The sequence below is a fragment of the uncultured Algibacter sp. genome (genome assembly GCF_963976535.1).
In the GTDB taxonomy this organism is placed as follows: Bacteria; Bacteroidota; Bacteroidia; order Flavobacteriales; family Flavobacteriaceae; genus Algibacter_B.
The window spans coordinates 16,844-30,129 of record NZ_CAXBLF010000005.1 but is presented as its reverse complement, the minus strand read 5'-3'; the positions used below and the strand labels follow the sequence as shown (position 1 = coordinate 30,129).

Below are 13,286 nucleotides of genomic sequence, written 5' to 3'. Positions count from 1 at the left end.
ACACAGAGAATTTATAATTATAGTTTTCAGAGCTCGTTTTTTCTCTGTGCTCCTTTGTGAAAACTCCGTGTATCTCTGCGTAACTTATCTGTAAAAATCCGTGAAATCCGTGTCCCCTTTAAATCTTAATCAAAATCCCCTTTTGCAATAGTTTGACTTCTACTTTTTTATCATCATATAAATTCCGATTTTTACACCAAATATTATTAAGTTGAGTACTAAAAAAATTGTGATTACTGGAGGCCCTGGCACAGGAAAATCTACACTAGTAAATGAACTTATTAGAAGAGGTTATACCTGTCTTGAAGAAATTTCGAGACAAGTAACTTTAGATGCAAAAAAACAAGGTATAGACCAACTATTTTTAACCCAACCGCTACTATTTAGCGAACTCCTTTTAAAAGGCAGGCAAAAGCAATTTATTGACGCTGATATTCATAAAGATGAAACCGTTTTTTTTGACAGAGGGCTTCCTGATGTTCTAGCTTATATGGACTATATTGAGGATACGTATCCTGAAAAATTCATAGAAGCCTGTAAAAACTCAGCTTACGATCTCGTTTTTATTTTAAAACCTTGGGAAGCTATATACACCAGTGACAATGAACGTTATGAAAACTTCGACCAAGCTCTAAAAATTCATGACCATTTGATGAACAGCTACCAATCATTCAATTATAATTTAATTGATGTGCCTTTTGATACCGTTGAAAACCGAACAGATTTTATTCTAAAAACGTTAAATATGTAACATGGAGCACCCAATTAACATATTAGAACGTTATTGGAAATTCACAAGTTTCAGGCCAGAACAAGAAGCCATTATAAATGCGGTTATTGATGGTGAAGATACTTTTGTTTTGCTACCAACAGGTGGCGGAAAATCGCTTTGTTTCCAAATACCTGCTTTAGCAAAAGATGGCATTTGTATTGTTATTTCTCCGTTAATTGCACTTATGAAAGATCAAGTACAGGCGTTGAATAATAAAGGCATCAAAGCCATGTCTATTACAAGTGGTATAAGCTATAAGGAATTAGACACCTTATTAGATAATTGTATTTACGGAAACTATAAGTTTTTATACCTCTCGCCAGAACGCTTGCAACAAGAATTAGTACAAAGTCGCATACAGCAAATGCATGTAAACCTTATTGCCGTTGACGAAGCCCATTGTATTTCGCAATGGGGAAGTGATTTCAGACCCGCTTACAAAAACATAACATTGTTAAGACAATTACAACCTAGTGTCAATGTGGTAGCACTCACCGCTTCTGCGAAACCAGATGTGGTTCAAGATATTATAAATGAACTCGATTTTATAAACCCAAAAATATTCAAGCAATCTTTTTTAAGACCTAATTTAGCCTACATGGTATTTCATGAAAACGATAAATATTATCGTCTTGAAACTATTTTGAAAAAACACACCGCTTCTTCTATCATATATGTAAGAAACAGAAAACTAACACTAGAACTGAGTTCCTTTTTAAATTCAAAAAAAATTACGGCTACCCATTACCACGGTGGGCTTTCAAATGTTGAAAAAGATAAAAACATGACCGCTTGGTTACACAATCAAAAACAAGTTATGGTAGCTACAAATGCATTTGGTATGGGTATTGATAAACCTGATGTAAAAACGGTTATTCATTTAAATTTACCTGAAAGTATTGAGAGCTATTTTCAAGAAGCAGGACGAGTTGGAAGAAATGGTGAAAAAGCGTTTGCCATTATATTAAAAAATGACAGTGACGAAGCTTTAGTAAAAAATCAGTTTTTAAGTGTTTTACCAACTGTAGATTTAGTAAAACAAGTGTATAGAAAGTTATGCAGCTATTTCCAAATTTCTTATGGCGAAGGCGTTTATCAAACTTTTGATTTTGATTTTAACACCTTCTGTAAAACCTATAAATTTGGTTCAATTTTATGCTATAACTCCCTTTTGTTATTAGATAGAAACAGTATTATCACCTTATCAAAACAATTTAAAAACAAAGTAACAGTTCAATTTATAATATCAAACCAATCGCTTTTCAATTACCTTGAAACACACAATAACTATAGTATCATTGTCAAATCCATCTTGCGTCTTTATGGTGGTGTTTTCGATCATACTACTAAAATTGATTTAGTTAAAATCCAAGAAAAAGCATCCGTTTCAGAACCCGTTTTAATACATACACTCCAACAGTTAGAAAATGATGAAATCATTACTTTAAATTTGGCAAAAACAGATGCACAAATCACTTTTATTGAACCCAGGGAAGATGATAAAACTATTAATAGAATCGCATTAATAATAGAACAACAAAATAAACTAAAGCAACAACAGGTAAAAGCGATGCTTGATTATGTTGAAAATGAATCGGTTTGCAAAAGCATGCAACTCCTCACCTATTTTGGAGAAAAGAACACCAAACCTTGCGGTATTTGCTCGGTTTGTATAAATTCTAAAAAACATAAAAAACCACGGAATATAAAAAGCATTAAAAAACGAATTATAGAATTGTTAGAAAATGGAGAGCAATCTTCCAGAGCTTTACTATCTCATTTGGGTTGCGAAGAAAAAGACATGAAAACCGTTTTAAAATTATTATTAGAACATCAAATTATTACCATTACACCAACGAACACATATAAATTAAGTCATTTATGAAATAGAATTATTGAACTCATCTTGACTTTTTCTGTTTCCTAAAAAACGGCTAAAACTCGACCATATTTCGTCTATTTTATAATCCGTAGCGATGCTATGAATTTCAAAAATAGTCTCATCTGAACAAATTTTATCTCATTTTCGGTTAAAAACAAAAAGTCAAGATGAGTTCATTATAACTAAAAATATTTATGTAAATATGCACTAAATATAGGTTAGGTTACTAGAATTAGAATATTAGTGCGTTACTTGACTTTGTAAAAAATTTCCGCTAAGTCGTTTAACGTCGGATATAAAACACATGTACTGAACTTGTTTCAGTATTAAAACGATTTCATATCCTTAAAAACATTGGGTGTAATTTGAAAATCGAGATAAATTTGGAGCTTTTACCAAAAATTGGTAAATTTGAATAAATTTATTCAATATGAAAAATACATCAATATCACTCGGAAATTATTTTGATCAATTTGTGAGTTCACAAGTTTCTGTTGGAAGATACAAAAATGTGAGTGAAGTAATTCGTGCTGGACTTCGACTTCTAGAAAATGAGGAAAGTAAAGTAATTGCTTTAAGAAATGCAATCCAAGAAGGACTGAACAGCCCAATAGTTGAAAACTTTGACTTCGAAGAAAATCTGAAAAAACTAAAATCTGAAAAACGAAAGAATGGTTAAAATTTCTTTCAGACAAAAAGCTAACGATGACCTGAATAACATCTGGGATTATACTTATGAAAACTGGTCTGAAACTCAAGCGGACAAATATTATGCGACAATTAAATTTGCTTGTAAAGGAATCGGGGGAAATCCTGACATCGGAAAAGAATATACTGGAATAAGTAGGAACTTGCTCGGACTCAAGTCTGGAAAACATATAATATTTTACCATCTGATTTCGGAAAATGAAATTGAAGTAATAAGAATATTACACGAGAGAATGGATTTGAAAAATAGGTTGACCGAATAAAAAAACGACACCCAATAACCGTGTATAAAACATAGCTAATAAAGGCTAAGTCGAGAGGTTTGCGTGTATTTACAAAGTCGACAAATTTTTAAATTTGGCTTTTAAAATTGATAAGTTAAAAACAAAATATAAAAATTCGACTCGTGTTTAATCCCCGCTACCGCTAAGTTGTACTTAGTGGCGTTCCGAGTAAGAAACAAAATTCTATAATTAAGAAGAAATAAAACCTCTACTTAGTTTCCTGTGTTTATGTTTTTTGTCATTCCGAAGTAGGAGGAATCTCGCCCTGAATTTAAAAGCTTATTATGTGATTTCTCCTTTGTCGAAATGACAAACTGATTTCAGATAAGAACTGTACTTAGCGGATAAGTGCGTTAGGGATTGAACGGTCTGTTTGAGCTCCCCGACGTAGGAGGGAGCGAGTAGTGAAAGCCCGACCTAGGTCCTGAACTAAATTCAGGATATAGGTAACGCCCAAAATTTAATATAAAAAAAAGATGAAAAAATTAAGAATCGTTTTTATGGGCACACCAGATTTTGCTGTTGCCACCTTAAAAACATTAGTAGAAAACAATTATAATATTGTTGGTGTGATTACAGCACCAGACAAACCAGCTGGACGTGGAAGAAAACTTAATGAAAGTGCCGTAAAAAAATATGCTAAATCTCAAGAGTTAACAGTCCTTCAGCCAACAAATTTAAAAAATGAAAATTTCCTTGAAGAACTAAAGGGGCTTCATGCGAATCTTCAAATTGTAGTAGCATTTAGGATGCTCCCAAAAGTGGTTTGGCAAATGCCTGAATATGGCACGTTTAATTTGCATGCTTCATTGCTTCCAAACTATCGTGGTGCTGCGCCAATAAATTGGGCTATAATTAATGGTGAAACAAAAACAGGGGTTTCTACTTTTTTTATTGATGATAAAATAGATACTGGAGACATGATTCTTCAAGAAACTATAGAGATAGACTCTAATGAAAATGCAGGAAACCTTCATGATAAATTAATGAGTAGTGGCAGCCAATTAGTTTTAAAGACGGTGAAATCAATTGAAAAAGATAAGGTAAAGACTAATCCGCAGAAAGAACCGAAAGCTATTAAAACAGCTTACAAACTAAACAGAGATAATTGTAAAATCAATTGGAACGACTCTATAGAGAACATATACAATCGTATCCGTGGGCTATCACCTTATCCAGCTGCTTGGTGCACATTAATTAACGGTGACGATGAATTAGATATTAAAATATATAAGGTTGAAAAAGAATTTGATAGTCATTCTTTAGAACCTGGAACTATAATAGCTTCAAAAAAAGAATTAAAGGTAGCAGTAACAAATGGTTACATAATTATAGAAGAAATTAAACTTCCTGGAAAGCGCGCTATGGATGTAAAATCACTTTTAAATGGCTATGCTTTTCATGAAAATGCTAAAATGCTCTAAACCCTTATTACCACTGATATTAGTAAAATATCGACGAAAAGCACTGCCTTTATTAACAAATGCCCTAAGTTATCAACAAAACAGGGTTTTTCCCTTGCTGTTACTTGCGTGGTTGCATAATCCGTATAAATTTGTAAAGGATTTAACAAAAATGTTTAACCGAATTATTAATAATTAAATTTTATATTATGAACAAAACAGATTTAATCGACGCAATGGCAGAACATGCTGGAATTACTAAAGCAGCATCAAAGAAAGCATTAGAATGTGCTTTAATTGAAATTGAAGGTGCTTTACAAAAAGGCAACAGAGTTTCTTTAGTAGGATTTGGTTCTTGGTCAGTTTCTAAAAGAGCTGCAAGAGATGGAAGAAATCCTCAAACAGGTGCTACTATCAAAATCAAAGCAAAAAACGTAGTAAAGTTTAAAGCTGGATCTGATTTATCAAGTGCAGTAAACTAATCATTTACTTCTTTTTATTATAAAAAAAGCTTTCATAATTATGGAGGTTTTTTTTTTATATCTCTCTTTAATACTAATTATAATTCAAAATAAGCTATATAATTCGTTTCTATCTCGTCCATATTTCAATATAAAATAAAACCGTAACTACGGCTATTCTTTGATTTTCTATTTTATCTGAACAAGGTATAACTCAAATTATTTATAGTTCATTTTAAACCATAATTAGTATAAGAGTTGCTTTTTTAATAAATAAATATTAGATTTAGTTATTAATTGCTCAAAACATGGTTACAACAAAACCCAAAAAAGGAGATTTATTAATTGCTGAACCTGCAATTATTGGCGACGTATCTTTTAACCGCTCTATAGTGTTGCTTGCTGATCACTCAGAAGACGGCTCAATAGGTTTTATTCTAAATAAACCACTTGACTATAGTATTAAGGATTTAATCCCTGAGGTTGAAGTTAAGTTTAAAGTTTACAACGGCGGGCCTGTAGAACAAGACAACCTTTACTTTATACATAAGATCCCGCAATTGATTCCTAATAGCATTGAAATTTCTTTAGGCATTTATTGGGGTGGCGATTTTAATAAAGTTGCAGAGCTTATAAAAGACAATACCATAAAAGAAAATGATATCAAGTTTTTCTTAGGTTATTCTGGATGGGAGCCTAATCAATTAGAGCATGAACTTAAAGCTAATTCTTGGGTTGTAACTGAAAATATTTATAAAAAGAATATCATAGAAAAAGACTATGAAACGTTTTGGAAAGAAAAAATGTTAGAATTTGGTGGCGAGTATAGTATTTGGTCCAATGCACCAGAGAATCCAAGTTACAATTAAGTCTATCGCATTTTTAAGTCAATCTTATTTTTACATTCAATTTTTGAAGTAATAGTTTCGAAACGTCATTACCAAACACTTTTTTTCTATACTTACTAACGGGTTGTATTCCAGTAATCACATTGGTAATAAACATTTCGTCTGCTTTTTGAATTTCAAATGGAGATATAGAATCTTCCACCAATTCATACTCTGGTAATACTTTAATTATGTTAATCAGTTGCGTACGCATCACTCCTTTTAAACAACCATCACTTAAAGGCGACGTTTTAATAGTATTGCCTTTAACCAAAAACACATTACCATTAAGCGCTTCAACAACTTGTTTATTCGTATTAAGCAACAAGCAATTATTTAAATTATTCTCTTTGGCATAGATGCTTCCAACGACGTTCAAAGCTTTATTATTCGTTTTTAAAGTTGACAGTAAACTAGGAGAAACATAATAGTCTTTAAACAAATCAACTTCATAGAAAGTTTCATTTAATAAATAAAAATCTTCAGAAGTAGGGTTTACAGAAATCACATAACTAATGTCGTTTGTACTTGGCGTATATAGTCCACCTTCGTTTCTATGCACCTGTAATTTCACTCGTGAAGATACATTGACTAATGTATTAGCATGTAACGTTTGCTGAATTTGGGCTTCCAAAAATTCCATGGTAAAGTTCATTGGGATTTCCATACGCATAATACGCATGGAAGCCATTAATCTAAAATAATGATCTTCCCAAAACAATATGTTACCACTCACCACTTTTATACTTTCAAAAAGGGCATCACCGTAGGTATATCCTCTATTTTGCGTTGATAAAATAGTATTGTTTTCTAAAAGTGTTCCGTTGCAATTTATCATAAAAAATCCCGCTTTACATTAATTTGAAAAGCGGGACAAATATAATTTAAAATATGCTATTGATAATTAAGCAGACCCTAATACTTGTTTAAGACTAGAAATTTGATTGGTCCATAACATTTTTGATTCTTCAACTTCATCTTCTTCGGCAAAATCTGTGACCATTAAAGATACATCTTTGGTAATTTCATCAACTTGAATTCTAATTTCAAAATAACAAGACAACCCCTCTTCTTCATCCTCAAGCCATCTAAATTTGATGCGTTCTCCGTTTTTTTTATTTAACAACTTTGCTACTTCCTCACTATCATCCCAAATAAAAGTAAACAATTCACCACGCGAGTTTACATTATCTGAAAACCATTCAGATAAACCCGATGGGGTCGATATATATTGATATAACAACTGAGGAGAGGCGTGTATAGGAAATTCAATATCAAATTTAACTTTATCGTCCATAAATACTTATCAAAATTATTTTTCTCAATATATACATTAATTGATAAGTATAACAACAATTTTTAATAATATTTTCCGCTACTTCTGTTTGCTTACAATAATATTGTTTTTATATTTGCAGCCTTAAATTATGGCGAGGTAGCTCAGCTGGTTAGAGCGTCGGATTCATAACTCGGAGGTCGGGGGATCGTGCCCCCCTCTCGCTACAATTAAAAATTACTTTTAAAAAACGGTTTAGTTCATTCTAAACCGTTTTTTTATGACCGGAATTAATCAATGTCCCTATATTTTTATAGAATAGTGAGTGAGACATAAAAATTAATCAATTATTAAATATGTCCCTTTAAAACTTTGATTAAGTACCATAACTTCTAAGGGTTGGTCTTTAGAATGTCTTTTTACTTCTATTGATGCTTTTCCATTTGCCATTTCAATAACTTCACTTCCAGTTGGAGTACCTTGACTAATAATAGCTTCACCTCCATTTAAAGCTTGAAAATACACGCGATTTTCATAATCTAAACAACGTAATCCTTTTTTGTCAACCGCAATAGCTGTAATTAAATAATTACCAGTGTCAAGTACCTTATACGTTAGTTTTAAACCTGTTGCTTTTTCATTTTTTTTAAACCTGTAGTTTATGCTTAACTCATCTTTTACTTCTTTACCATCTTTTGTTTTCCCAACTGAAACTAATTTATTTTTGCCTGCTTTAAAATTAAGTGTCCAGTTTAAACCTGCCGCTGGAAATGACTTTGTATCGCGTTGCTTCACCCCTAAACTTTTGCCATTTAGAAAAAGTTCGACTTCTGGACAGTTGCTGTACACACTTACATCTCTGGTTTGTCCTTTTGGTCCTTGTCGTTCTGTCCAAGTATGAGATTCTATATATGTAAAAGGATCATTACTCCAATAGCTTTTAAATACATAAAATGCATCTTTCGGGTTTCCTGCTCTATCAACTAATCCTTTTTGATTCATATAAGGAATGGCGTTTTCTGGTCTTAAAGGAGTTCCAAAATCTTTAAACGCCCATTGTACATTTCCAACAAAAGTAGAATCGTTTTCAGAAATTCTTAAATGCCAATCGAATAAATCGACGATATAATTCTCACTCCAATCCCCTATTTGAGCAATATTAGCTACATCAGTTTGAACAATTGCTTCTTCCCAACCATCAGATTGAATTTTCCCTTCTCCTGTTATCGGGTTTTCAGTATGACGGCCTAAGTGACTTGAACCACCATATTCAGCATGTAAAAAATGAGGATACTCAGCCTTATATTGGTCCATTGCTTTTTGATAACTTTTATAGCTCCCTGAATACCAACCGGACCAAATTGATGGCGAAAACACATCAACAATATCGGCCCCTTCATAATATTTTCTAATGGCTGTTTTTCGCGTAGGATCTAATTCGTGTGCATAATCATTTAATTCTTTTAAATAGAGATTAATATTTTCTCTATTATCTCCATCTTCAAAGTCTGGCAACCAGTAAATTTCGTTTCCTAAAGACCATAAAATAACACTAGGATGATTATAATTTTGCTCAATAATTTCTTTGAGAATTTTCTTAGTATTCAATTTCCAGGCATCGTTCCCAAGACCTCCGCGACACCATGGCAATTCATCCCACACTAATAGCCCCAATTCATCACATGCTTTATAAACTTCTGGGTCTTGAGGGTAATGCGCTAAACGCACAAAGTTGGTTCCCATGTCTTTAATAAGTTCCATATCTGCTCTGTGTTGCTCATTACTCATTGCTGCACCAACGCCAGCATGTTCTTCATGCCTATGTGTACCTCTTAGTAATAAACGTTTTCCGTTTAGGTAAAAAGCACCATAATCTTTAAACTCAAACCATCTAAAGCCAACCTTTTCTGAAAATTCATCATTTACTTCATTATTATTTAACAGTTGAATATTTAAAGTATATAGATTAGGATTATCAGTATCCCATAGCTTTAGATTTTTAATTTCTTTAAAATTTATTTCTGCGGAATTATTTACTACATTAAATTCTGAAGATTTTATTTCTTTTCCTTCAGCATCAATTAAAGCCGCTTTAACTTTTGTATCGGCATCAGAATTTATTACTGCTACCGTCGCATTTAAATCTGCACTTGTATTTGAAACATTAGGCGTTGTAATTTTTAAATTCGAAAAATGTTGTGCTGGAAGTGTTTCTAACCAAACATCTCTTGTAATACCTCCAAAAATAAAGAAGTCACTTTTTTGCGATGGAATAACTTCTGGATTATATGTATTATCGGCACGAACCAAAACTTCGTTATTTCCTGCTGAAATAACATCTGTGATATCAACTGAAAAACCAATATATCCGCCAATATGTTCACCAACTTTTTTACCGTTTACATAAACTTCACTTTCAATATTTACACCTTCAAAATAAAGTTGATAGAATTGCCCTGAAACAATATTAGAAATATTTAAGTCTTTTTTATACCAACTTGCGCTACGTCTGTATCCGGGAGCGACATCGGTGACATCTAATGCATTCCAACTATGGGGCAGGTTAATTTGTTCCCAATTATTTTGACTTAATGCATTATCAATATCTGTTGTATTATTTTCTAAATACAGCCATTCGATATTAATATTTACTTTACTACGCTGTGCTTTTTCAGTAGATAATTTATCACATGACAAAAAATAAGCAAAAATGGATAAGAAAATGATAATTCTTAAAGTTGCTGTTTTACTAAGCATATAGCATCGATTTAAAGTTAATCTCATTAAAAAATAATGATTTTTATAAATAAGTATCCTAAGTTTATAAATCAAATAATCTAGGTAGAAACATAGAAATTTCAGGTATATAAGTTATTAAGAGCAATACAATAACCATGATAAGCAAAAATGGCAATAATGGCTTAACAACTTGTGAAACCGACACATTAGCAATGCCGCTACCTACAAAAAGTACGGTACCAACTGGCGGTGTACAAAGCCCTATACATAAATTAAGTACCAATACAATTCCAAAATGAACAGGGTCCATTCCTAAAGCAACAACTACTGGTAAAAAAATGGGTGTAAATATCAATACAGCAGGTGTCATATCCATAAAAGTTCCTATAACCAATAACACTAAATTAATGACTAGAAATATGACTATTTTATTACTGAACTGTTCTAATAAAAAGCTACTTATAAGTTCTGGAATACCTTCAAAAGAAAACAACCATGACATAGCCATAGACGTAGAAATTAAGAACATCACTACGGCAGTCGTTTTTGCACTAGTTAATAAAATGTCTGGAAAATTTTTAACTTTCACATCACCATAAATTAAAGCCAAAACTGCGGCATACAAAACAGCAATAGCAGAAGCTTCAGTTGCTGTAAAAATTCCTGCAACAATACCGCCTACTACAATGACCAACAATAATAAGCTAAAAAATGCCTTTCTGAAATAGGTCCAAATTAAAGATAACGGCACACGACTTCCTTTTGCGAATTTTCGACTTATCGCTACAAAAGCGATGTAGGCCATAATAGCTAATCCTAACAAAATACCTGGCAAATAACCAGCTATAAATAAAGCAGCTACAGATGCTGTACCTCCACTTGCCAAAGCATAAACGATTAATATATTACTTGGCGGAATTAACAATCCTGTGGTTGATGATGTAATATTTACTGAAGCACTAAATTCTCTAGGGTAACCTTCTTCTTCCATTCTATCAGTCATGATACTTCCAATCGCTGATGTTGCTGCGATAGCTGAACCAGAAATAGCGCCAAATAACATAGATGCTAAAACATTTACATAAGCTAATCCCCCTGGTAAGCTTGCCACCAATGATTTAGCAAAATTAATTAGTCTGTTTGCTATACCACCACGTTTCATAATTTCGCCAGCCAAAACAAAAAACGGAATAGCTAACAAAGCAAAACTATCTATTCCTGTTGTCATGCGTTGTGCAATGGTAGTTATCCCAGGCAAACTGTTAATATTAAGTAACAAACTTATAGTTGTAGAAATACCAATGCTGTATGCTACTGGCACTTTTAACATTAACAACGTAAAAAAACTTGCAAATAAAAGGATGATACTTATTACTTCTATACTCATGTTTAGTCGATTATTTCGTTAGCATTAATTTTAATAGTATGATACACAGAAAACAACATAATAAGTAACCCACTTACTGGTAAAATAGCATAGATATACCCCAAAGGAATTCTTAAAGTTCCTGATAATTGACCTAAGTGTAAGGTCGTGTACACCAAATTAAAACCACCAATTACCATCACAATTAGAGCAAATAAAAAGATACATAACTCTATAAAAAGTAATATCTTTTTTTTAGTGCTTCCAGAAAATTTTTGGTAGAGAAAATCCATCGATAAATGCTCTCTTTTTCCATTAAGATAGGCTGCACCTAAAACAGACAACCATATTAATGAGAAACGTGCTAATTCTTCGGTAAATGCAAATGAAGTATTTAATATGTACCTTGAAAACACTTGCCCTAAAACATCTATTACTAACAATCCAAATATGGAAACTAATATAATCTCCATTATTCTATATACTTTATTGAAAAGAACATCTGCTTTTTTCATAATTATTGGTTTTTAATTTTATTAATAATATCACTCATTTCTGGATACTCTTTTATAAAAGTCTCTAAAACAGATTTTGACTGTTCTTGAAATAATGATTTTTCAGGAATAATAATTTCTACGCCAGCTTTTTTGGCTATAGCCATAGATTCTTCTACTGATTCATTCCAAAATTGTTTTTGTGCTTGGGCAGATTCGTCGGCAGCTTCTTGAACCCAAACTTTTTCTTGTTCTGATAATTTATTCCAATATTTTGTACCAATTAATAATACATCAGGTACCGAAGAGTGCTGGTCTAACGTATAGTATTTACTAACTTCATAATGATTTGAAGACACAAATGACGGTGGGTTATTTTCAGCGCCATCAACAACACCTTGTTGAATAGCCGTGTATAATTCTCCATAAGACATTGGTGTTGCAGAACCTCCTAAGGCGTTAACCATGTTTATCGCCATTTGGTTATTCATCACACGTATTTTAAGCCCTTTTAAATCATCAGGTGTTCTTATGGCTTTGTTCGATGTATAAAAACTTCGACTCCCAGCATCGTAATAACTTAACCCTCTTAACCAAAATTTTTCGCCTTTTGCTAAAATAGATTTTCCTACTTCACCTTCTAAAACATCAAATTGATGCTGCTTATCTCTAAATAGATAAGGAATTCCTAAAACATGGTATTCTGGTACAAAGTTGGATAATGTAGCTGCACTCACTTTTGTAACTGCTACACTACCTATTTGAAGTAATTCTAATACTTCACGCTCGGAACCTAATTGTCCATCAGGAAATATTTTAATATCCATTTTACCACCAGACTTTTCATTTAAAGCTTTTTTAAACTCTAAAATCCCTTTATGAACAGGATGTGTTTGTGGTAATGTATGTGCTAAATACATGACTTTTACATTATCCTTCTTTTTACATCCAAGAACAACAACTACTATTAAAAGTATAGCACCGATTATTCTATTCATCATAATTTTGTGAAAT

General features: G+C 32.3%; 13 protein-coding genes and 1 tRNA gene. 8 read left to right on the top strand and 6 right to left on the bottom strand.

Features of this window, described 5'->3' with window-relative positions; genetic code table 11:
• Positions 1 to 211 precede the first annotated feature (211 nt).
• From AAC024_RS02825 to AAC024_RS02795, 7 genes are all read left to right on the top strand, one after another.
• Complete coding sequence (locus AAC024_RS02825; protein WP_339893665.1) at positions 212 to 751, top strand: ATP-binding protein; 540 nt, start codon at positions 212 to 214, stop codon at positions 749 to 751.
• A 1-nt stretch (position 752) separates the two neighbouring features.
• Positions 753 to 2,657 carry a RecQ family ATP-dependent DNA helicase gene (locus AAC024_RS02820; protein ID WP_339893664.1) on the top strand — a complete coding sequence of 635 codons (1,905 nt, stop codon included), beginning with the start codon at positions 753 to 755 and terminating at the stop codon, positions 2,655 to 2,657.
• A gap of 427 nt (positions 2,658 to 3,084) precedes the next feature.
• Positions 3,085 to 3,333, top strand: a complete 249-nt coding sequence (locus tag AAC024_RS02815; RefSeq protein ID WP_339893663.1) for a type II toxin-antitoxin system ParD family antitoxin — start codon at positions 3,085 to 3,087, stop codon at positions 3,331 to 3,333.
• On the top strand, positions 3,326 to 3,625 hold the full coding sequence (locus AAC024_RS02810; protein ID WP_339893662.1) for a type II toxin-antitoxin system RelE/ParE family toxin: 300 nt from the start codon (positions 3,326 to 3,328) through the stop codon (positions 3,623 to 3,625). The genes AAC024_RS02815 and AAC024_RS02810 overlap by 8 nt, the downstream gene beginning before the upstream one ends.
• A gap of 497 nt (positions 3,626 to 4,122) precedes the next feature.
• A complete protein-coding gene (gene fmt, locus AAC024_RS02805; protein WP_339893661.1) occupies positions 4,123 to 5,070 on the top strand; it encodes a methionyl-tRNA formyltransferase in 948 nt (315 codons plus the stop codon).
• Positions 5,071 to 5,258: 188 nt separating this feature from the next.
• Entirely contained in the window at positions 5,259 to 5,531 is a 273-nt protein-coding gene (locus AAC024_RS02800; RefSeq protein ID WP_055442264.1) for an HU family DNA-binding protein, read from the top strand.
• Between the two features lie 287 nt (positions 5,532 to 5,818).
• A complete protein-coding gene (locus AAC024_RS02795) occupies positions 5,819 to 6,379 on the top strand; it encodes a YqgE/AlgH family protein (protein WP_339893660.1) in 561 nt (186 codons plus the stop codon).
• Positions 6,380 to 6,392: 13 nt separating this feature from the next.
• Here AAC024_RS02795 and AAC024_RS02790 read toward each other — a convergent pair whose 3' ends face one another.
• Complete coding sequence (locus AAC024_RS02790; RefSeq protein WP_339893659.1) at positions 6,393 to 7,235, bottom strand: aminotransferase class IV; 843 nt, start codon at positions 7,233 to 7,235, stop codon at positions 6,393 to 6,395.
• 66 nt (positions 7,236 to 7,301) lie between these two features.
• Entirely contained in the window at positions 7,302 to 7,694 is a 393-nt protein-coding gene (locus tag AAC024_RS02785; RefSeq protein ID WP_339893658.1) for an START-like domain-containing protein, read from the bottom strand.
• Positions 7,695 to 7,826: 132 nt separating this feature from the next.
• Here AAC024_RS02785 and AAC024_RS02780 point away from each other — a divergent pair.
• A tRNA-Met gene (locus AAC024_RS02780) sits at positions 7,827 to 7,900 on the top strand.
• Positions 7,901 to 8,012: 112 nt separating this feature from the next.
• Here AAC024_RS02780 and AAC024_RS02775 read toward each other — a convergent pair.
• From AAC024_RS02775 to AAC024_RS02760, 4 genes are all read right to left on the bottom strand, one after another.
• Positions 8,013 to 10,430: a glycoside hydrolase family 2 TIM barrel-domain containing protein gene (locus tag AAC024_RS02775; RefSeq protein WP_339893657.1), complete on the bottom strand. Its 2,418-nt coding sequence runs from the start codon at positions 10,428 to 10,430 to the stop codon at positions 8,013 to 8,015.
• A gap of 64 nt (positions 10,431 to 10,494) precedes the next feature.
• The gene (locus AAC024_RS02770) at positions 10,495 to 11,799 is read right to left on the bottom strand and encodes a TRAP transporter large permease (RefSeq protein WP_339893656.1); all 1,305 of its coding nucleotides are present in this window, start codon (positions 11,797 to 11,799) and stop codon (positions 10,495 to 10,497) included.
• Between the two features lie 2 nt (positions 11,800 to 11,801).
• The gene (locus tag AAC024_RS02765) at positions 11,802 to 12,293 is read right to left on the bottom strand and encodes a TRAP transporter small permease (RefSeq protein ID WP_339893655.1); all 492 of its coding nucleotides are present in this window, start codon (positions 12,291 to 12,293) and stop codon (positions 11,802 to 11,804) included.
• Positions 12,294 to 12,295: 2 nt separating this feature from the next.
• On the bottom strand, positions 12,296 to 13,273 hold the full coding sequence (locus AAC024_RS02760) for a TRAP transporter substrate-binding protein (protein ID WP_339893654.1): 978 nt from the start codon (positions 13,271 to 13,273) through the stop codon (positions 12,296 to 12,298).
• Positions 13,274 to 13,286 lie beyond the last annotated feature (13 nt).